Raw genomic sequence first — 18,524 nt, forward strand, 5'->3', positions numbered from 1 at the left:
AAACGCCGGAAACATCCAAAGAAGGAGGAGGTAATTCATGAAGGTCAACCCAGGTCGCCGGCAACTATTGTCGGGCGGCGTGCTGGCAGGGGCGGCTGCGGCCGTTTCCACACTGGCAACGCCGGCCATAGCCCAATCTTTGCCCAACATTCGTTGGCGTCTCACGTCAGGCTTCCCGAATAATCTGGATACGATCTACGGCGGTGCCGTAGTCATGTCCAACGCCCTGAAGGCGATAACGGGAGGCAAGTTCGAAATCCAGGTTTTCCAGGCAGGCGAGATCGTCCCCGGCGCTCAGGCGATCGACGCGGTAAGAGCGAATACCGTCGAAATCTCCCATACCTGCGGATATTATTTCACCGGCAAGGATCCGACGTTCGCCATCGGCTCGACCATTCCGTTCGGGTTGAACGCCCGCCAGCAAAATGCCTGGCTTTATCACGGCGGCGGAAACGAAGCTTACAACGAGTTCCTGTCCGACTATGGCGTCATCGGCATTCCCGGTGGTGCGACGGGTGCCCAGATGGGCGGCTGGTATCGCAAGGAAATCAAGGGTCTCGAGGATATCAAGGGCCTCAAGATGCGCATTGCCGGCGTTGCTGGACAGGTGCTAGCCAAGCTCGGTGCCGTGCCCCAGCAGCTTCCGGGCGGCGACATTTATCCCGCGCTGGAGCGTGGAACCATTGACGCTGCTGAGTGGGTTGGGCCCTACGACGACGAAAAGCTCGGCTTCTACCAGATCGCGCCCTATTATTATTACCCCGCGTTCTGGGAGGGTGGACTGACGATCCACTTCTTCGTCAACAAGGATCAATATGCGGCCCTGCCCGATGAATACAAGGCAGCGCTGGACACCGCTTGCAAAGCCGCCAATATCAACATGCAGGCGCTCTACGACGTCAAGAACAAGGACGCGATCCGCTCGCTGGTGTCCAAGGGCACGCAGCTTCGACCGCTGCCCCGGGATGTACTCGACGCCGCCTACAAGGCGACCTTCGAACTCTACGACGAATACACCCAGAAGCACCCGGCATGGGCCAAGATCTATCCTGGCTGGAAGAAGTTTCGAGATGAGAGCTTTGAGTGGTTCCGCGTTGCCGAATATACCTATGACAGCTACGGCTATGCGATGCAGACGACAGGCAAATAAGCCCGCATAAACGCGTATCGGGCCCCGGGATGGCGACATTTTCGGGGACCCGATTTTCAGCCTCGTCTTATTCTTTGATGAGGCCGTTATCTACCGCATATCGAATAAGGCCGGCGGTCGTCGCGATATCAAGCTTCCGCTTGATGTTCTTGCGATGGGTTTCCATCGTACGCTCGGAGATATCGAGCGCCAGAGCAGCATCGCGATTACTTTTCCCGCGTGCGATCAGAAGCAGAACGTCCTGCTCACGTGTCGTCAGCTCCTTCAGTCTCCCGGATGATCCCTCCATAAGAACATCGCGGACACCTGAGGAAAAATAGGTTCCGCCGGCGGCCACGGTTTCGATTGCCACCACAATTTCTTCGATCGCCACGTCTTTGAGGATATAACCGGCAGCACCATACATGACCGACGTCGATATATATTCCCGGCTGTCATGCATGGACAGCATCAGCACCCGAGAGGAAAGCTGCTTCTCCCTGAAGAGCTCAAGAGCATCGATGCCATTAATCTGTGGCATGTTAATATCCATCAGTACGACATGGGGTTGCGTGGCGACAGCCGTATCAATACCCGCCGTGGCAGAGGCCGCGGTCCCAACGACCTCAATATGCTCATACGTCTCAAGCACAGCCTTCAACCCGTCCAGAACCAGAGGGTGATTATCGACGAGAAGGACACGGATCGAATGACGATTCACTCTGCAGCCTCCTGCAGACGTTGGCCTCGATCCTTCATGGCGGTAATTGGCAGGACCGCGCGCAGAACAGTGCCTTTTGCGGAGCTTTCGACTTCAAGCCTGCCCCCGAAATGGGTCATGCGTTCCTGCATGTTTCTCAAGCCAAGGCCTTTGCTGGCCGGCATCTCCTTCTCTGTCCGGGCGGCTGGAAATCCGCGGCCATTATCGCTGACGACCATCTGCACCCTTTCATCCCGACTGGAGAACCTGATGGTCACCTGCGTTGCATCGGAATGGCGCTCGATATTGGTGAGCGCTTCCTGCGCAACACGATAAAGGGCGACGCGTGCTTCAGGAAGCAGCATGTGCTTGAAAGCCACGGACTCAAGCGTGGCCGCGATGCCGGTTCGTTCTGAAAAGCTTGAAATCAGTGCTTCCAGCGCCGCAGATAACCCCAGATCGTCGAGAACGCGGGGTCGCAAATCATGAGAGATACGACGGACCTCCTTGATCGCCTCGGTCAATGCCGACGCACCCTTGCCAATCGCTTCGACAGCGCCCGTGTTTTCCGGCGTCACCTTGCGCCGCGCAAGATCGATTGCGAACCGGACGCCGACCAGATTTTGAGAGATGCCGTCGTGCAACTCGCGAGCGATGCGCAGGCGCTCCTCTTCTTGAGTATCTATCACCCTCTGCATCAATGCTTTGAGACGCCCGTCTGCCAGTCTTTGCTGGCGCAGATTGAGCACCATACATGTGGCAAACACCAGCAGCACCGCAGGGACCGAAAACAATGCAACAATCAGGAAATTCCATGTGATGGAGTGACGTAGTTCTTCCTTGGCCGCCGCCGTCGCCGCGAAAACATCATCCAGATAGACCCCTGTGCCGATCATCCAGCGCCATTTGTCGAGGCCGGCGGCGAAAGAAAGCTTGTCAGCCATCTTGCGTGTGGAGGGTTTCTCCCATTTGTACTGGACGAGGCCACCCCCCTCCTTGGCTTTCTGAATCAGGTCGTAGATAACCCTGTTGCCGTCAGGATCATAGAGATCGAGCCAGTTATTGCCGGGGCGGAAATTCTGCCGCGGATGAACGACATTTATCCCATCATAGTCATAAACGAAGAAATAACCGTCCCTGCCATAATCGAGGTCTGTCAGAATACGCTTGACCTCTTCCTTGGCGGTTTCGTCATCCGGTCCCGCTTTATCGTAGACCGAACGGATCGCGGAAAGGGCGAGATTGGTGAGGTTGAGAAGTTCAGCCTCTTTTGCCGCAAGCATGTTTCGCTCGAAGGCATCGATACTGGTGCGTGCCAGCGTCATGGACTGCCAGGTGATGAGCGCCGTAATAACGATAATGGCAAGAACAAGGGGCCCTATTGCCAGTGCAAGGATCTGGTTCCTGAGTCTCATGCGGCCCCTCCGACACATTCGCTCCGACGCATCTTCACCTAACAACAGTTCGCGCTGCAAGTCGAGCATCCCCGGGCCCGTGACCAGGATGCCGTAACAAGCCTTTTTGACCGACGCTTAGTCTTTGGCTCGACCCGGAAGATCGGTTAGGCTCTGCGCCCATGGCAAAGCCGAAGAGCACCAGATCTGCGAACGGGGCCTCAGTTCCTGACGCTGGTTCACCGTTCCCAGTCTGATCCCAATCTGCTCTGCATCCTCGTGCTCTCCGGTCGTGTAGACGGGCGATCCGCAGTCGGCACAGAAGAACTGGAGGCGCCGGCGGCCATTGTCGGCGGTTTTTACGTAAAGTCTGGGCGTACCGGACGTGATCTCGAAGCGGTTGCGGTGTGTGCTGACGGTCACTCTATACGCGGAGCCGGTCAACCTCTGGCAGTCGGTACAGTGGCAGATTGCGACGTCCTGCGGGTCAATCTCGGCTTCATACGTGATCTTTCGGCATTGGCATGCGCCATCGATGTGCATGTGAGGCTCCTTTCATTGTTGCTATTGAAACGTCGAGGATGCCTCCCCAGTTCGACATTAAATCTGCCCCGCCCGCGCCGCGTCGTGGGCGTGGCCGTCCTTGCGCCTGCGTCGTTCGCGCATTTTCGCCTGCCGTCTCGCATCCCGCAATTCGTCCAGTGTCGGCTGCCACCAACCGCGGTTCCTATCAAACTGGATCGGCTCGTGTTGTGCCGGCCAGGTGTGAATCAGCTCTTCCAGTGTGGGCAATCGCCACAGTACCCACACATGTTCATCGCTGACGCCAGGATGGTGCTCTGCGACCTCTGCCGGATCGACAAGTTCTCCGGTAACTTCGGTGGCGACAACTACGCCATAGGCAGGCGTAGCCACCGGTCGTCCTAGGGGCGGCATTTCGTCACTTGCAACAGGAAGCCTTTTCTTCCTGCGTTCCGCCGCGCGCCGCTTTGTCCTGGCTTCTTCCTCCGTGCCTCTTCTGGCTTGGGCTCTCTTGCGTCTTTCCTCTGGTTCTGCCCGTTTTGCAGCATCTTCAATAGCTTCCCATCGCTGCTGTAGTTCCTCATAGAATGCAAAGGGCACTTCCCAAGCTTTGGCTTCACCGTTCCAGCGGGCGAAGGAAATCTGTCGTAGTTCGTCAACGACCTCACGGGAATAGGGCGTTCGGACGCGGAAACCGCCGTCGTGGACCTCCAGGTATGGGCTCAGTATAGGCTCAAACTCGAAGAGGTCGCGTCCCCTCTCCTCCTCGAAGGGAGCCTTGCGGTCGGCTTCCGACGCCAGCCACCGGTCAATCCGGCGCCGCGCGGTGCTGCCGGGAACCGTCCACGCCTGTAGGCGGTCACTCCATCGCGCCTTGGGAAAAGTCTCTCGGAACCGTGCGACAGTCATGCGGTCGAACGGAAACGACACCGTTTCCAAAACCGGGTTGTTAGGGTGATGCTCTTGTTCGTCGTCCATTTCAGAAAACGATCCGCCGCGGGCCCGGTTGCGTCCAGTGCACGAATTTTAAAAAACTAAACGCGCCGCTAACCCGTCCGCGAGACAATCCCCGACAGAAGCTGACCGACGAATGCCAGGGAACCCATGATGATGGTGATCGGTCTTGCAACGGCTGACTTCGCGCGCCGACTTGCCGTCAACAACACAGACGGCGGCGACACGAAGACATGGAGTGCATTCGTCCCCGGCACCCCGGCATCAGGGCCGAGAGCCGTGCGAAAGCTGTCGTTTTTGATGCTGCCGTTTTTGATAAGTAGTAGCGTCGCCAAGGGCGTTCGCGGACGAGACGTATCTTCGGCGGTCGCTGCGCCGGTTTCGCGGGCTCTCGTCAGGAAGCGCCAGCTCGGCCAGATCGTGCAATAGTCTGTCACGGCCTGGAATCTTGCTCTCATGTATTGGGCGGCCGAGGCAATGCAGGCAATAGTGAAAACATAAGTTTGGATAGATGACCGCAACGCGTTTTTAGACAGGCCGCGGCGACCAGCAATTTACGCGACAGGTTGTAGCCGTTTCAGCGTCACGGCCTCAACGGCAGATGATCCCCTTGAGGGTCGATCAACCCTTATCTCTGGACGTAGCGCGAGAATCATGTTGTATCTTTGGCGGGATTTAGTCGGCAAACCGAACTTTGCCCGCCAAGGGGACGATATGGCGATAGCGAATAAGATCGAAGCGGCGATTGTGCAGAAGGAAGATGCGGGCGGCAAGATAGCACGTCACGCAAGCCTTTTGTCGCAGCAATTGCAGGAACTGCGAACACGCATGTATCCGCCTAAGTCAGAAAAAAGCCTGCGCCCCTTCCTGACCAACGAAGTATCCAAACTGACGTCAATTCCTGATTCCACCCTGAAACTTCTCTCGAGTGAGGGGCGTGGTCCGATTCCCGGGCGGCTGGAAAACAATCATCGCGTCTACACCCTGGCCCAGATCAACGAATTGCGGGAGCTTTTCGCAAGCCAGAAGCCTGCAGATGCATTGAGATTCTTGCCCCGGCGCCGCGAGGGTGAACACCTTCAGGTGGTGGCAATCGCCAACTTCAAGGGCGGCAGTGCCAAGACCACGACCTGCGTCCACCTTGCGCACTATCTCGCCTTGCAGGGCTATCGTGTCCTTGCACTGGACCTCGATCCGCAGGCGTCACTCTCCGCTCTCTTCGGCGCCCAGCCTGAATTTGACGTAGGCGCCAATGAGACGATCTATGCGGCGTTGCGCTATGACGATGCAGAGCGTCGGCCGATCCGCGACATCATTCGCAAAACATATTTCGACGGCATCGACCTGATACCGGGCAACCTCGAGGTCATGGAATATGAGCACGAGACGCCCAGGGTTCTGGCGCAGAAATCCGGCTCAGGGGCAATTTTCTTCGAGCGCTTGAAACTGGCATTGGCCGAGGTGGATCAGGACTACGACGTCGTGATTCTCGATACCCCTCCTTCCCTTGGGTTCCTCACCCTCAGCGCGATCTACGCCGCCACCAGCATGATCATCACCGTCCATCCGGCAATGCTTGACGTGGCTTCGATGAGCCAGTTCCTGTTGATGATGGGAGACCTGATCAGCGTGCTGAACGAAAGCGGCGCACAACTCGATCAGGATTTCATTCGCTATCTGGTTACCCGCCACGATCCGAACGACGCGCCGCAGTCGCAGGTAGTCGCGATGATGCGTCATCTGTTTGGCACGGATGTCCTCCTGCCGACCTTGATCGAGAGCACGGCTGTGGAAGCAGCGGGGCTTGCGAAGCGCTCCATCTATGAACTCGAAATGGGCCAAATCGGTCGTGACACGCATAAACGTGCTCGCGAGGCGGTTGACGCCGTGAACGAAGCGATCGTGAAACTCATCAACACAAGTTGGGGGCGTACATGACGAGCAAGTCGCGCAAATCGATTGTGGCAAACTTCGGTTTGCTTTCTGCCGAGTTGGAAAACCGGCTCTCGACCGAGAACCCGACCCCCGCTCCCCAGCCCGTGCCAACTGCGCGAGTGGGCGCAGGCGTGATCGGTGCGGCGCATCGGGCGATCGACGACATCAAATCTGAACGCGACCGCCTGAAGGCTCTGGTCGAAGCCGGCGGAGGCACGATCCGCGAACTCGATCCCTTAAGTATCGACCCCTCGCCCTTTCCTGATCGTCTTCCTGACGATGATGCGGCCGATTTCGAGGCGTTCCGGAACTCGATACGGTCCGAAGGCCAGAAGGTTCCCATACAGGTCCGCAAATCACCTTCGTCTCCTGACCGCTATCAGGTGATCTACGGCCACCGCCGGCTCCAGGCAGCCAGAGACCTTGGAATTCCGGTCAAGGCGATCGAGGTCGAGATTTCCGACGTCGAACTTGCTATCGCACAGGGTATTGAAAATGCTGATCGCCAGGATCTGACCTGGATCGAGCGCGCCCTCTTCGCCCGCCGCATGGATGATGCTGGTGTAAAGCCTCGGGATATCAAGGCTGCGCTGTCTATCGATGACCCCGAGCTCGCTCGCATGCGGTCCGTCTACCGTGTCGTCCCGACCGAAATCATCGAAGCAATCGGGCGGGCGGGCAAGGTCGGTCGCCCGAGGTGGGCCGACTTTGCAAAGAACTATTCCGAAAGGCCGGATCTCCACGATGCATTGAGGAATGTTTTATCCGGCAGCGCCGAAAAGCGCCTGGGATCGGACCAGAAGTTTCTTGCAGCATTCAATGCTCTCAAACCTGAGGCCCCCCAGAAGGACACTGGAAAGTCCATTGCTGGACCCGCAGGCGAGCAACTGGGCAGGCTTGTTCGTACCGCGAACGAGGTTCGTATTTCAGCGCACACAGCGTCAGCGAAGGAATTCCTGAGCTTTATCGAATCGGAGTTGCCGACGCTGGCTGAGCGCTTCAGTCGTGAGAAGTCTAAGAACTGATCGAAGCCGCAAGCGGATTTCGACACGAATTCAGGAAGGAAAGCGCGCAAAAGAAAAAGGCCCCCGAAACGTTGCCGTCATGGAAGCCCTTCTCGTTGTGTGAGAGCTTGAGAATCGCATTTCCATGAATCCTAGTCAAGAGTCTTTGGCACCGTTTTGGTGAGCGTTTTTCTTTTGCCTTTTGAGAGGCGAGGACATGGAAGGTGGACAAGTAACGACGCCCTTTGGGCGGCGACAGGTTACCCTTGCGCTTGTGAGGCGGCAAATTGCCACGAGCAGGATCGAGGAAGGTAAATCGGCAAACAAGTGGAAGGTTTTTCGCGACGCATCTGAAGCTCGAGAGGTGCTTGGTCTGCAGGATCGCAGCCTCGCGGTTCTCGATGCGCTTTTGAGCTTCTATCCGGAGAACGAACTGCGCCAAGACGCGCAGCTCGTCGTCTTTCCCTCGAACATTCAGCTGTCAATTCGTGCCCATGGCATTGCAGGCGCGACCTTGCGCCGGCATCTTGCGGCCCTCGTTGATGCCGGCTTGATTATCCGCAAGGATAGCGCCAACGGGAAACGCTACGCGAGAAAAGGCGACGATGGCTCGATCGAGCATGCGTACGGATTCGACATATCACCTCTTCTTATGCGAGCTGAGGAGCTTGCGTGCCTCGCACAGCAGGTTGCTGCCGATCGGATCGCATTTAGACAGGCAAAGGAAAATCTGACGATCTGCCGGCGGGATATCCGCAAGCTGATCAGTGCAGCTGTTGAAGAAGGGGCAGCAGGCGATTGGGACGGAATAGAGGAGCGCTATATCGCGATCGTGGGAGAAATTCCGCGCAATCCCACCCTGGCTGAACTCGGCGATCTTGGTCTCAGGATGAGTAGTCTACGCGAGGATATCGTCAAGCTCCTGAATTTCGGAGACTTTTCATCAAAAATGAACGCCAATGATGCTCATATTGAGCGTCACATACAGAATTCAAATACCAACCCTCCTAATGAACTTGAACCTAGCTCTGGAAAAGAGCAGGGAGCAAAGCCGAGTGAGGACAGGCAGCCGCAGCATGTGCCGATCAAGGCTTTTCCAATCGGACTTGTGCTGCGGGCCTGCCCCGAAATTTCAAACTATGGGCCCGATGGTCAAATTCGGAACTGGCGTGAACTCATGACAGCCGCAGTGGTCGTCAGATCCATGCTTGGGGTCAGCCCGTCTGCATATCAGGAAGCCTGCGAGGCAATGGGCCCAGAGAACGCGGCGGTGACGATTGCCTGCATTTTGGAGCGCGGTGGTCACATTAATTCACCGGGCGGATATCTCAGAGATTTGACAAGCAAGGCTAAGCGAGGCGAATTTTCACTTGGTCCGGTCCTTATGGCTCTGCTGCGTGCCGGGGGCCACAACGTCAAAGCCACTGGGTAATGTTGGGGCAACATAAGTGCGGGTGGGAACAAATATTATTCGTCCAGGCAAGCTGAAGCCAAACGGACCGTGGATTCTAGGCGGAGCGCAGGTTACCGTGCCCCGATACGGGGCGGCGTTGGCTCGCGGATTGGTCGACCATGACCCAATGGCGCGGCTTATCCGGAGCCTTCTCCTCCCCTGCCCTCAAACAGGCGATCCGGCTCGCGGTCCGCGCCTTTCCACGAAAGCGTCGTCGAGAAAGCGCAAAGCGGTCACGCGGGACATCCTGCAAATGCTGCTCGCCACGTGCGCAAGTGACAGCTTGCGTGACATCGGGGGTCGCCTTTGCGTCAGGTTGTCGCCGGCGCAGCGAGATCGCAGGCCTCCGCCTGGAGCAACTGACTGAGGAAACACCGATCGAGGTGCCTGACAGCCCTCCCCTACCCTCTTTGGCAACTCATCTTGGGCGGAGCAAAACGACGACCGGAGAGGACGACGAAGTCGTCTATCTCACAGGCCGGCATGTCGAGGCATGGAATGCCGGGCTGACGGCCGCCAGGATCGACATGGGAAGCGTGTTTCGGGGCATCGGAAGGTGGGGAGCGGTCTCGCGCCGGGCGCTCGATCCGCAGTCGATCAACGCGATCCTTAAACATCGAGTGGAAATGGCGGGTTGGATCCCGGGGAGTTTTCTGCGCACGGTTTGCGGTCAGGATATTTGACGGAGGCCGCCGATCGCGGCATTCCGCTGCCTGAGGTAATGGATACAGTCGCGCCATCGATCAGTGCAACAGGCGTCCAGCTACTGCAACAACGCGACAAAGCGAAGCGGGCGTGCGGCCCGATTGTTGTAGGATCCGCTATCACTGTTAGAATTGCCAAGGCGAGATCAATTCAAGTCCTGTTGTTTCGAAATCTTTGAGGTTTCTGGTCGCCAACCGGCCACCATTGATCCGCGCTATCGCCGCGATCATGCCGTCCGGAGCCGACATCCTCCTCCCCTGCCGCGCAGCGTCTCCCATGATATCGCCATAGGCCAATGCTGCTTCTTCCGTGAAGGCAAACATCTTGTCCGAGAACCGGCGACGCCAGCTCACAAGTCCCTCTTCCAAGCGATCTGCTCGCTGATCCGGCCTGATCTTTCGAATACCAAAAGCGATCTCAGCAACTGCAACCGTGGGCAATGCCAATTCGGCATCGTGGCGAACCAGCCATGCTATGACCGCAGAATCGGGCGCTTTCTTAAAAGTCTCAGACATCACATTCGTGTCCAGAAAAATCAAAGCTCTACGCCTTTGTGAGCGCGTCTGTTTTCATTGATGATACTGTCGAAATCGATATCCGTACCCGACTGGGATGAAAGACGGCTATAGAATTTCGCAGCGGGTTCACGTCCCGCCTCTCGAGCCTCATAGGATTCGAGCGCGCGCTCGACGATTTCGGCAATCGTGCGATTTTCTCGGCGAGCGAGCTTATGGGCAAGGTCGCGCGCTTTGGAACTGCGGACAGATAGTTGCGGGGTAACCATTAAGTGCTCCTTCCTCTGGATCAAATTTAACTTGAAACAACATAGCCATCAAGATGGCATCTGCCATTTTGCTATCCGGTGTTTGTGATTTGGCGGCCTGTGTTTTCGTCCATCATGCAGCGCCGTCCCGCGTGGAGACCAACACGTACCCTCCCCCGGACGCCATACGCTAAGCAATTTCGCCGTAGACGGCCACCAAAACGCATTTCACGCTGGTTTCAACCAGACCGCCGTTCGACCTCGGATCTCGAGGGTCGCAGGTCCATGAGGTGCAGATGGACTCAGTGGCTGCTGAGCACTAAACGGCCAAGGGGATAATCTAATTTCAGGAACATCCTTCCAAGTTACAGAAGAGCGTTCGCTTCTTCTTCAACGGCAGAGATGAGAGCGATATATCGTGCCGGTCCTAAACTGATGCGGGCCACGCCGAACTCTCTTAATCTATGGACGTCCTGGCTGCTAGTTGTCATCACATCAACAGGCATTGTTGCCACGTCACAGACTCGGTGGATCAACGCATCATCTGTCAATCCAGGAACGAGAAAGCAGTCAACGCCGGCCGCTGCATATGCTTTCTCGCGGACAAGCGCCTCCTCGACTAAATCAGCGTGTGCGGTTCCCTGATCGGTTTTTAGGAAGACGCCTGTCCGGGTATTGATGAAGGCTGGAACAGCGGTAGAATCGGCTGAATGGCGAGCCGCGGGTATCCGAGCAGCCTGATCCTGAACACCATAGAGGCCGAGGCCATCACGATCTGGTCCTCAAAATTGAAGCCGACAATGCCGAGTTCTAGTAGCCTTCGTACATTCTGGCCGACAGTTTCAGGATCGGCAGCATAACCACCCTCAAAATCGACGGTGACTGGTAGCTTCATCGGTTTTGCGATTCTCATGACAACTGCAGGCATCTCCTCAAAGGGAAGCTGTTGGCCATCTGCTTCACCTTGGGCAGCAGCAACGGACCAGCTGCTGGTCGCAACAGCTTTTGAACCAGCGCGCGCCACGGCAATGGCACTTCCGGCATTCCAGACATTGTAGAGAAACAGCGGGTTCGACGCTTTATGTAAGCTTCGACAATGCTGGGCATTTTCGATTTGGGATGTCGTTCGATCAGCCGCTGCTTGCGCCAGAGGCCTCCGCCATACCCCGTCAAAGATCCGCCTGCTCCGATAACCCTGTGACATGGAATCGCGCGAATTGCGGTAGGGCGACCAATCTGACGTGCAATTTCGGAATAGGTTCGGGTTCCACAGCTGGTAATTCGCGCAATACGTCCCACACGCGTTGAGTGAAGGGGCTGGCGGACATCGCAAGTGGTGTTGAAAACCTGTCGCAACGCGCCGCAAAATACTCAGTGAGTTCTGACGTGGCCTGCTCCGAGAGGGGCATGCTGCCGATACCGATACCCTCTTTGGACACCTGCTGGAGCTTTTTGAGCTCTGCATCAGACCTTTTCGAGCCACGAATTCGAAAAAAAGTCGAAGATGGCTTTGACTACTCACGGCGATCATGTCGCCGAGCGGCGTTGGTATCCATGTTGCCCGTAGCAGCTTGTCCGATTGCAACTCCGATGGAGATTGGCCGAGTAGACGCGCGAAAGCGGCGCGAAACGCGCTGGCAGATTCAAAGCTGGCCTCGTGTTGAGCCGAAACAAGTTTCCCGCCAACGGCCAGCGTCTCGAATCCTTGGCGGAGCCGCCGTTGACGCGCCATTTCAAGGAACGTCATTCCGAATTGACGTCCGAAGCTCCGCCACGGTTGAGGGGCCATAACCGCGTTTGATGACATGGTTTTCAGACCAACGAAGGTCAGGCCGCATGTCGAGAGCATGCAGGAGGGCAGCAATCGTCGGATCAGCAAGTGCAGCTGCCTGAAGAGGATGGCAACGCTTGCAAGGGCGGTATTCGCCGATGGTGGGGTTGAACGTGCAGTTTTCGCGCAGGTCAGGTCAGACGACGAAAAACGCCGGGTGAAGCGACACACACGAAGACTTGACCACCGAAACGTTCATTTCGGGCCAGTAAAGCTGCGTAGAGTGTGTCAGGGTCCGGAAGATCAAATAAAAGACAACACGCCGCCGGCTTTCGGGCGTCTATTCATCTTTCCGCGGGGACCGGATCAAGTTCCGCGCTTCCGCCGCTCCAACAGCTTCAATCGGTTTGCGCAACGGGTCCCCTACCCTGCCACGCAGCTTCTCCAACATGATATTGCCATTGGCCAATGCCGCTTTTTCCATGAAGGCAAACATCTTGTTGGAGAACTAGCGACGCCACCTCACAAGTCCTTCTTCCATAATCTGCACGCTGATCCGGTCTGATCTTTTGTATATCAAAGCGATCACACCAACCGCCCTCGCTATTATAGGCATTCCCTGCCCTGCCGGCGCCCGAGGCGCTACTGCTGTGATTCTTTGCTCGACGCCTGTGGGATCTAGGAAACCGCGCCAGCGACCCCATTCACGGCAAGCCTGTTGAAGTTGGCCCCGACGCACCCCGTTAGGATAGTCCGGGTTATTTCCTCTTAGGTCGGACACGAAAACCTTGTCAGCTGACAAGGTTTTTGCCACCGAAGTAATGCAATATTCGCGGTCGCTCGGTTTTCTGATGGTGTACCCGGGACCTGACTAGCGCCGCAGAACCTTGTCAGCTGACAAGGTTCAAACCTAATCCGAGGTGCACCGGTCCGTGAAAAAGTGGTACTTCGACAAGCCTGGAGCAGACTGCCACTGCGAAACCTTGTCAGCTGGCAGCGCATTCTACTGAGGAAAACCAAAAAAATTTGAAGCCGCTCGGTTCTCTGACGGTGCACCACGGACACAACTAACGTCGTAAACCTTGTCAGCTGACAAGGTTTCCACCATCCGGGTTGAACTGGTTCGTGACCGCGCGGGACTTCGGCACTGCGCTTTACACTAGAGTGCTGGCTCTGGAGGTTGCGGACGGTCCACCAGGGAAGGGCCGGTTGCTTTCAACGTTGCTACTCGGACCTATTCCCGGACAAGATCAGAGCTAATTCAAATTTCAAGGCAAGCGCCGGAACTCGCGATATAGCAAAGCCGCTTTTTGCGGAGGAGGAGAGGGGCGGGGCTCGTTGCATCGGCAACAAGCATCCCCGTATTTAGGCCGTGCACTCATAAATTGAGTGGTGTAGGCTGTGCAAGTTGGCTAATCGTAATGCATGTTAAAGTTTGTCAAATTGCAACTCGGCCAGGGTTGGGTGGCCGATCCAAATGCCCCAGAGCCGCAGGTTTCAGTTGAGGCCTCCTCCGCCAACGTCCGCTTCCGCTCGTACAGGGTCGTGGACGACAAAAAGCCGACGGGTATTCGCAGGGCTTTGGCCCTGTTTTCGAAGCGCAGTTCGAAATTTGAAGAGACGTGGGGCACTTTGAGATTTGCAGGTTGGAGCCGCTGGCGCTGGGACAGCACCAACGATCATGAATGGTATAAGACAGACGGCCATGGCCGCTACAGCGGTGTTGCTCCTCGTTGGGGCGAGTTCTATGAGTTGATCGGTCCTGACCCCGACCGCGATGCCGTGTCTTGGGAAAAGATCGGAGCAGACACCGCCAGTACTCGGCATTTTCTATATTATTTCCGCGATGAAGCGCTCGAATTCATGGCCGAGGATTGGTCTTTTTTCCCAAGTTGATGGACTAGATCGGCTCTCCCACTTCAGTTTCGTGCCGTTCCTGTAGTCGTATCACCTGATTCAGATTCAGGGATGAGCCGTTATGATCTGACCAACTTTGAATGGCGCATGATTCCGCCACTCCTGCCTAACAAGCCGCGAGGCGTGCCTCGCGTCGATGACCGACGGGTGCTCAACGGCATTTTCTGGGTTCTACGATCAGGTGCCCGATGGCGTGATTTACCAGAAAGATATGGCCCGTACACAACGTGCTTTAATGGATTCAGGCGTTGGACCATTGCTGGGATCTGGGACAGGCTGATGGAGGCAATCACGCGCCCGTCTGATGACGGCGTCACGATGATCGATGGCACCTCGGTTCGCGTGCATCATTTAGCGGCAACGCTCAGGGTGACCATCACGATCGCTGCCTTGGCCGAAGTCGTGGTGTACTTACCACCAAAATCCATGCCGTGACTGATGGAAACGGGCTGCCGATCAAGATCACCATCACACCTGGTAATGCCCATGATCTGACCGCGGCGGACGAATTACTCGACAGTCTCCCCGTAGGTGCCATGCTTCTGGCAGACAAAGCTTACGACGCCGATTGGCTCCGCGGAAAGGTGAAAACAAAGCGGTCTTGGGCAAACATTCCGCCCAAATCCAACCCGAACATATCGCTCGTCTTCAGCCCTTGGCTGTACAAAAAGAGGAACCTCATCGAGCGCTTCTTCAGCAAACTGAAATGTTACCGACGGATTGCGACGCGCTATGACAAGCTAGGCATGAACTTTCTCGCCATGACCAAGCTGGCGTGTATTCGTCTTACTCTTCGCCATAATGAGTCCACGGCCTAGTAAAGCGCGTCAAAGCACCACCCAGAAGATCGAGCTGCGCGATGGCCGCAGAACGGGCTTCAGTGTTGTTGAATTCTTCCGTTTCCGTCGCTTGCGAATAGGATGTTGGAGGTCTTCACGCCCGCAAGTGGGTCCTGATCCTCAGCCGGCCACTGGCGATGAGCCTCACGTCGCCCGCGCCGCGTCGTGAGAACCTGCAGTGTAGTCTCCATGGAGAAACTCCTTGTCCCTCGTCCATGGAACGTCGATCACAGATCAGGCGAGTGTAGGCAACGTGGGGGCAGAACACCGGTTACGGTAAATCTCGACGTGACCAAAGCCTGTCGAGCGTGTGGTCCGGCACTTCTACCCCGTCGACGGGTTGCATTCCAAGATAGGCAATGCGGCAAGCCAATGCTTCCCCGGATTGTTTGAGGTCGATCGAAGCGTAGCCAAGCAGCAGAAACTCGCCAGTGCGCCGTCCAGCAGGGCGATTGCGATGGATCAAACACCGCAGAATTTGGAATGCGTTTGGCAGACGATGAACTTCGTCACGGATGACCAGCTTGTTATAATGCCTTGCAAGATAGAGTTCTGGTTCCGCCAGTTTGGCCCGATCCGCCTCCGACTCCAGATCGAGATAAGTCGAGGGCCGGCTTTCGCCAATATTTCTTGCCGATGTCGTTTTACCGACCTGACGACGTCCCAACAGCGCCCCGCAGGGCTTTCGTTGAATATGCGTCGGAGTTCGGCTTCAATTCTTCGTTTAATCAGCCATGCGTTCATGGAGTTGTGTTCCGTGATTGGAAGGAGGAAAATCAATTATGTTAGGAGTCTGGTTGCCCGACCGCTTCTCCGCGTAGCATTGTTATAATAGCTCGAAGCCTGCTGCACCGATCGATGGCGCGACTGTTCCATTGCTTCGGGGAGAGGGATGCCGCGATTGGCGGCTTCCGTCAGATACCCTGACCGCAACCCGTGCGCCGAAAACTCCCTTGGTTCCAACCCTGCCATTTTGGCTCGGTGCTTGAGAATGGCATTGATCGACTGCGGGTCCAGCGCCCGCTTCGAAATAGCATTCCACCTGCCAATCCCCCGAAACACGCTGCCTTTTTCAATGCCTGCGACTGCCATCCAGGCACTAAGCGCCTCCACCGGCTGGCCCGTCAGGTAGACGATCTCATCTTGTTCGCCGGTGGTTGTTTTCGTCCGGCCGAGATGGATGGCGAGAGAGGGGAGGGGAGGGCTGTCGGGCACTTCGATCGGAGCCTCGACAGTCAGTTGCTCGACGTGCAATGAGGCAATCTCGCTGCGTCGGCGACCACCCGAGGCAAAGGCGACCATCAGTATCGCCCGATCGCGAACGTCGCGCAGGCTGTCACTTGCGCACGTGGCTAGCAGCATTTGCAGGATGTCCCCTGTGACCGCTTTTGCGCTTTTTCGACGGCGCTTTCGGGGAACAGCACGAACTGCCAACCGGATCGCCTGTTTGAGGGCAGGGGAGGCGAAAGCGCCATCAAGACCGCGCCATTTGGTGAGTGTCGACCAACTAGCCAGCCTGCGGCGCACCGTATCAGGCGCGTGCGGACCGATGGATTTCAGAAAACCCTGGCGCCTGAGATTCTCGTCGACACCGGCGGGCATGCCGTGGTTTGGGTCGCCTGCGCGCTTTTCCGGATCCCACAGATGATGGGCGACGAATTTGAGCAATAGGGCTTCAGGTGCTGGCCATGGTAGCGATTGTCCGGTTGAAGCCAGCCCCCAGGCCTCGAGATAAGTGAGATCGGATGTCAGTGCGCGCAGCGTATTGTCGCCCATGCCCTGGTTGACGAGGTGACGCAGCGTCTCGACGTCTTCATCGGTCAACAGTTCGGCGAGTTCGTCGCGGCGTTCCAGCGGCAACACCGATGCGATGGTGTCGAGTTCTTCGGCGCGGCGCTCGACGGCGGTCAGCGAGGTTTTTGGCACGGGCGCTCCAAAAGAATGCGGGTTCTGGCGGCCGTCAGGACCCGGATTTGCTACGATTTTCGGTTGTCGGCTGTCCAAATCGAGCGGATTCTAACTCGCTGATTCAAAAGAACAAGGCATTCTCCCAATTCGCCGGACTCACCCAAATTGGGCGGACTCAGGAGCAGCACGAGCCCGTCTGTTGTGTTGGGCCACAGCACGCCGAGGCCTTCTGATTTTCTTCGGCGAGCCACCGATCGCGCGGCTTACAGCTCGCTGGCCGCGGTACCAGGTCTACATGTACCGCACCGCTGTGCAGGGCAGGGGTCGCCGCACAGTAAAGCTGCATCGGCCGGACGCCGTCACTGACTTCGAAGGTCAGCTTGGCCGATCCATCGAGCCGCAGATGCTCCGATACCTTGCGGATGATGGCGGCGAATTTTCCGGCCGGCATATGCGAGCGGTCGTCTTCGTGTATGTCCCACAGCTGTACGAAGATTTCGGACCATTCTTCGTGCTCGGCGCCACAGTCGAGTGCTGCAAACTGGCCGGCCTTGACTTCGGTTACATGGTAGCCCGGTTTCACCGGGTGGCCGTCATAGGAAAAGATCAGGGGGAGATCTCGCACGCCATCAATGGTGTCGAGCAGGCGACCCAGGCTGATGTCGGTTTCAAGAAGGGGCTTGTCGAAGGCGTTCATTTCGGCTACTCCTGTTTCAATAGTTCAAGGATTGTAGAAATATGGAAGAACGTCAAGCCCTCATGTCATTCGCGGCCCTGTCGCAGGAGACCCGCCTGCACATCGTGCGCATGCTGGTGGTCGCAGGACCCGACGGCATGGCTGCGGGAGCCATCGCCGATAAGGCGGAAGTATCGCCGTCGAACGTCTCCTTCCATCTCAAGGAGCTGGAGCGCGCCGGGCTCATCAATCAGCAACGAGAATCCCGCTCGATCATCTACACCGCCAACTATGACGGTCTCGGCGCCCTTGTCCGCTTCCTCTTGGAAGACTGCTGTGCGGGTCATCCAGAGATCTGCGCGCCAGCGACAGAGGTCGCCGCGTGTTGTGCGCCAGCGGTTGGAGTTGGGGCATGAGCGACATTTCCCTTAAACCGGTCCCTGGCGCGGACGCAGCCCTGCAGTCGGCCCTTGAGGCCGCCCATCTTCCCACGGATGACCTCACGGAGGCGGGGAGGGCGTTCTACCAGGCGGAGCATCAAGGCCGGCTGGTTGGTTTCGGGGGACTGGAGCTGTATGGTGACTGCGCGCTGCTGAGATCCCTCGTCGTGGTGGCTGACCAGCGCGACCGGGGCGTCGGTCGGGCCATCGCACGGAAGCTCCTCGACCAGGCGCACCGCGACGGCGCAAGTGCGGTCTATCTGCTGACCGATACGGCCGCTCCGTTTTTCCAGAACCTAGGATTTACCCCGATCGATCGTGCGGCTGCCCCGCCCGCCATTCTGCACACGCGCCAAGCCGCCAGCCTATGCCCCGCCTCGGCCGCTCTTATGGTCGCGCACCTTCCGGAATAAG

20 protein-coding genes and 2 pseudogenes are annotated in these 18,524 nt (G+C 57.1%); 10 read left to right on the forward strand and 12 right to left on the reverse strand.

Going from position 1 to position 18,524, the window contains the following annotated elements; translation table 11 throughout:
* The first annotated feature begins 37 nt into the window (after window positions 1-37).
* Window positions 38-1,150 (forward strand): TRAP transporter substrate-binding protein, encoded by a 1,113-nt coding sequence (locus tag BLU28_RS22380; RefSeq protein WP_077987698.1) that lies wholly within the window; start codon window positions 38-40, stop codon window positions 1,148-1,150.
* Window positions 1,151-1,217: 67 nt separating this feature from the next.
* Here BLU28_RS22380 and mctR read toward each other — a convergent pair whose 3' ends face one another.
* The 4 genes from mctR to BLU28_RS22400 all read right to left on the reverse strand — a co-directional run bounded on the left by mctR (window position 1,218) and on the right by BLU28_RS22400 (window position 4,723).
* Window positions 1,218-1,850: a two-component system response regulator MctR gene (mctR, locus tag BLU28_RS22385; RefSeq protein ID WP_077987699.1), complete on the reverse strand. Its 633-nt coding sequence runs from the start codon at window positions 1,848-1,850 to the stop codon at window positions 1,218-1,220.
* Entirely contained in the window at window positions 1,847-3,244 is a 1,398-nt protein-coding gene (gene mctS, locus BLU28_RS22390; RefSeq protein ID WP_006699343.1) for a two-component system sensor histidine kinase MctS, read from the reverse strand. The genes mctR and mctS overlap by 4 nt, the downstream gene beginning before the upstream one ends.
* 117 nt (window positions 3,245-3,361) lie before the next feature.
* The gene (locus tag BLU28_RS22395) at window positions 3,362-3,766 is read right to left on the reverse strand and encodes a GFA family protein (protein WP_006699342.1); all 405 of its coding nucleotides are present in this window, start codon (window positions 3,764-3,766) and stop codon (window positions 3,362-3,364) included.
* A 57-nt stretch (window positions 3,767-3,823) separates the two neighbouring features.
* Window positions 3,824-4,723 carry a hypothetical protein gene (locus tag BLU28_RS22400; protein ID WP_077987700.1) on the reverse strand — a complete coding sequence of 300 codons (900 nt, stop codon included), beginning with the start codon at window positions 4,721-4,723 and terminating at the stop codon, window positions 3,824-3,826.
* A gap of 129 nt (window positions 4,724-4,852) precedes the next feature.
* Here BLU28_RS22400 and BLU28_RS26405 point away from each other — a divergent pair, with 129 nt between their 5' ends.
* The 5 genes and pseudogenes from BLU28_RS26405 to BLU28_RS22425 all read left to right on the forward strand — a co-directional run.
* Window positions 4,853-5,128, forward strand: coding sequence for a hypothetical protein (locus tag BLU28_RS26405; protein ID WP_175477723.1), 276 nt, complete (start codon window positions 4,853-4,855; stop codon window positions 5,126-5,128).
* 225 nt (window positions 5,129-5,353) lie between these two features.
* Window positions 5,354-6,637: a plasmid partitioning protein RepA gene (gene repA / locus BLU28_RS22410; protein ID WP_042936411.1), complete on the forward strand. Its 1,284-nt coding sequence runs from the start codon at window positions 5,354-5,356 to the stop codon at window positions 6,635-6,637.
* Window positions 6,634-7,659 (forward strand): plasmid partitioning protein RepB, encoded by a 1,026-nt coding sequence (gene repB / locus BLU28_RS22415; RefSeq protein WP_077987703.1) that lies wholly within the window; start codon window positions 6,634-6,636, stop codon window positions 7,657-7,659. The genes repA and repB overlap by 4 nt, the downstream gene beginning before the upstream one ends.
* A gap of 196 nt (window positions 7,660-7,855) precedes the next feature.
* Window positions 7,856-9,070 (forward strand): plasmid replication protein RepC, encoded by a 1,215-nt coding sequence (gene repC, locus BLU28_RS22420; RefSeq protein ID WP_077987704.1) that lies wholly within the window; start codon window positions 7,856-7,858, stop codon window positions 9,068-9,070.
* Between the two features lie 101 nt (window positions 9,071-9,171).
* Window positions 9,172-9,906 (forward strand): annotated as a pseudogene (locus tag BLU28_RS22425) (tyrosine-type recombinase/integrase); the annotation flags it as partial.
* 15 nt (window positions 9,907-9,921) lie between these two features.
* Here BLU28_RS22425 and BLU28_RS22430 read toward each other — a convergent pair.
* The 5 genes and pseudogenes from BLU28_RS22430 to BLU28_RS22450 all read right to left on the reverse strand — a co-directional run.
* The gene (locus BLU28_RS22430; protein ID WP_006699337.1) at window positions 9,922-10,335 is read right to left on the reverse strand and encodes a type II toxin-antitoxin system VapC family toxin; all 414 of its coding nucleotides are present in this window, start codon (window positions 10,333-10,335) and stop codon (window positions 9,922-9,924) included.
* Complete coding sequence (locus BLU28_RS22435; protein WP_006699336.1) at window positions 10,332-10,580, reverse strand: type II toxin-antitoxin system VapB family antitoxin; 249 nt, start codon at window positions 10,578-10,580, stop codon at window positions 10,332-10,334. Before BLU28_RS22435 ends, BLU28_RS22430 begins: the two co-directional genes overlap by 4 nt.
* A 344-nt stretch (window positions 10,581-10,924) precedes the next feature.
* Complete coding sequence (locus tag BLU28_RS26900; protein WP_077987705.1) at window positions 10,925-11,287, reverse strand: isocitrate lyase/phosphoenolpyruvate mutase family protein; 363 nt, start codon at window positions 11,285-11,287, stop codon at window positions 10,925-10,927.
* Window positions 11,212-11,763 (reverse strand): isocitrate lyase/phosphoenolpyruvate mutase family protein, encoded by a 552-nt coding sequence (locus tag BLU28_RS26655; RefSeq protein ID WP_267889673.1) that lies wholly within the window; start codon window positions 11,761-11,763, stop codon window positions 11,212-11,214. The genes BLU28_RS26900 and BLU28_RS26655 overlap by 76 nt, the downstream gene beginning before the upstream one ends.
* Window positions 11,664-12,674: pseudogene (locus BLU28_RS22450) on the reverse strand (bifunctional transcriptional activator/DNA repair enzyme AdaA); the annotation flags it as partial. The gene BLU28_RS26655 and the pseudogene BLU28_RS22450, both read right to left, overlap by 100 nt.
* A gap of 1,081 nt (window positions 12,675-13,755) precedes the next feature.
* On the opposite strand from BLU28_RS22450, the gene BLU28_RS22455 reads away from it, so the two are divergent.
* Both BLU28_RS22455 and BLU28_RS22460 read left to right on the forward strand, forming a co-directional pair.
* Window positions 13,756-14,226, forward strand: coding sequence for a hypothetical protein (locus BLU28_RS22455; protein ID WP_077987707.1), 471 nt, complete (start codon window positions 13,756-13,758; stop codon window positions 14,224-14,226).
* A 72-nt stretch (window positions 14,227-14,298) separates the two neighbouring features.
* Window positions 14,299-15,065, forward strand: a protein-coding gene (locus BLU28_RS22460; protein WP_092651388.1) for an IS5 family transposase whose coding sequence is annotated in 2 segments (ribosomal slippage) — window positions 14,299-14,617 and window positions 14,617-15,065 — 768 coding nt in all. Because the reading frame shifts where the segments join, the coding sequence is not laid out codon by codon here.
* Between the two features lie 292 nt (window positions 15,066-15,357).
* On the opposite strand, the gene BLU28_RS22465 is transcribed toward BLU28_RS22460, so the two are convergent.
* The 3 genes from BLU28_RS22465 to BLU28_RS22475 form a co-directional block, all read right to left on the reverse strand.
* Window positions 15,358-15,753, reverse strand: a complete 396-nt coding sequence (locus tag BLU28_RS22465; RefSeq protein WP_234794431.1) for an AAA family ATPase — start codon at window positions 15,751-15,753, stop codon at window positions 15,358-15,360.
* A 113-nt stretch (window positions 15,754-15,866) separates the two neighbouring features.
* A complete protein-coding gene (locus BLU28_RS22470) occupies window positions 15,867-17,012 on the reverse strand; it encodes a site-specific integrase (protein WP_175477724.1) in 1,146 nt (381 codons plus the stop codon).
* Between the two features lie 157 nt (window positions 17,013-17,169).
* Window positions 17,170-17,691: a DUF6428 family protein gene (locus BLU28_RS22475; protein ID WP_077987708.1), complete on the reverse strand. Its 522-nt coding sequence runs from the start codon at window positions 17,689-17,691 to the stop codon at window positions 17,170-17,172.
* A 41-nt stretch (window positions 17,692-17,732) separates the two neighbouring features.
* Between BLU28_RS22475 and BLU28_RS22480 the strand changes: the two genes are divergently transcribed.
* Together BLU28_RS22480 and arsN2 are read left to right on the forward strand one after the other, a co-directional pair.
* Window positions 17,733-18,086, forward strand: a complete 354-nt coding sequence (locus BLU28_RS22480) for an ArsR/SmtB family transcription factor (RefSeq protein ID WP_077987709.1) — start codon at window positions 17,733-17,735, stop codon at window positions 18,084-18,086.
* Window positions 18,083-18,523 (forward strand): arsenic resistance N-acetyltransferase ArsN2, encoded by a 441-nt coding sequence (arsN2, locus tag BLU28_RS22485; RefSeq protein ID WP_077987710.1) that lies wholly within the window; start codon window positions 18,083-18,085, stop codon window positions 18,521-18,523. Before BLU28_RS22480 ends, arsN2 begins: the two co-directional genes overlap by 4 nt.
* Window position 18,524: the final 1 nt, after the last annotated feature.

The sequence above is a fragment of the Agrobacterium pusense genome, assembly GCF_900102105.1.
GTDB classification, from domain to species: domain Bacteria; phylum Pseudomonadota; class Alphaproteobacteria; order Rhizobiales; family Rhizobiaceae; genus Agrobacterium; species Agrobacterium pusense.

What these genes read in the sequence shown, in the direction of transcription:
- BLU28_RS22380 (WP_077987698.1), top strand. Translation starts at nt 38, where the DNA reads ATGAAGGTCAACCCAGGTCGCCGGCAACTATTGTCGGGCGGCGTGCTG.
- mctS (WP_006699343.1), bottom strand. Translation starts at nt 3,244, where the DNA reads ATGAGACTCAGGAACCAGATCCTTGCACTGGCAATAGGGCCCCTTGTT.
- BLU28_RS22395 (WP_006699342.1), bottom strand. Translation starts at nt 3,766, where the DNA reads ATGCACATCGATGGCGCATGCCAATGCCGAAAGATCACGTATGAAGCC.
- BLU28_RS22400 (WP_077987700.1), bottom strand. Translation starts at nt 4,723, where the DNA reads ATGGACGACGAACAAGAGCATCACCCTAACAACCCGGTTTTGGAAACG.
- BLU28_RS26405 (WP_175477723.1), top strand. Translation starts at nt 4,853, where the DNA reads ATGATGGTGATCGGTCTTGCAACGGCTGACTTCGCGCGCCGACTTGCC.
- repA (WP_042936411.1), top strand. Translation starts at nt 5,354, where the DNA reads ATGTTGTATCTTTGGCGGGATTTAGTCGGCAAACCGAACTTTGCCCGC.
- repB (WP_077987703.1), top strand. Translation starts at nt 6,634, where the DNA reads ATGACGAGCAAGTCGCGCAAATCGATTGTGGCAAACTTCGGTTTGCTT.
- repC (WP_077987704.1), top strand. Translation starts at nt 7,856, where the DNA reads ATGGAAGGTGGACAAGTAACGACGCCCTTTGGGCGGCGACAGGTTACC.
- BLU28_RS22435 (WP_006699336.1), bottom strand. Translation starts at nt 10,580, where the DNA reads ATGGTTACCCCGCAACTATCTGTCCGCAGTTCCAAAGCGCGCGACCTT.
- BLU28_RS26655 (WP_267889673.1), bottom strand. Translation starts at nt 11,763, where the DNA reads ATGTCACAGGGTTATCGGAGCAGGCGGATCTTTGACGGGGTATGGCGG.
- BLU28_RS22455 (WP_077987707.1), top strand. Translation starts at nt 13,756, where the DNA reads ATGTTAAAGTTTGTCAAATTGCAACTCGGCCAGGGTTGGGTGGCCGAT.
- BLU28_RS22475 (WP_077987708.1), bottom strand. Translation starts at nt 17,691, where the DNA reads ATGAACGCCTTCGACAAGCCCCTTCTTGAAACCGACATCAGCCTGGGT.
- BLU28_RS22480 (WP_077987709.1), top strand. Translation starts at nt 17,733, where the DNA reads ATGGAAGAACGTCAAGCCCTCATGTCATTCGCGGCCCTGTCGCAGGAG.
- arsN2 (WP_077987710.1), top strand. Translation starts at nt 18,083, where the DNA reads ATGAGCGACATTTCCCTTAAACCGGTCCCTGGCGCGGACGCAGCCCTG.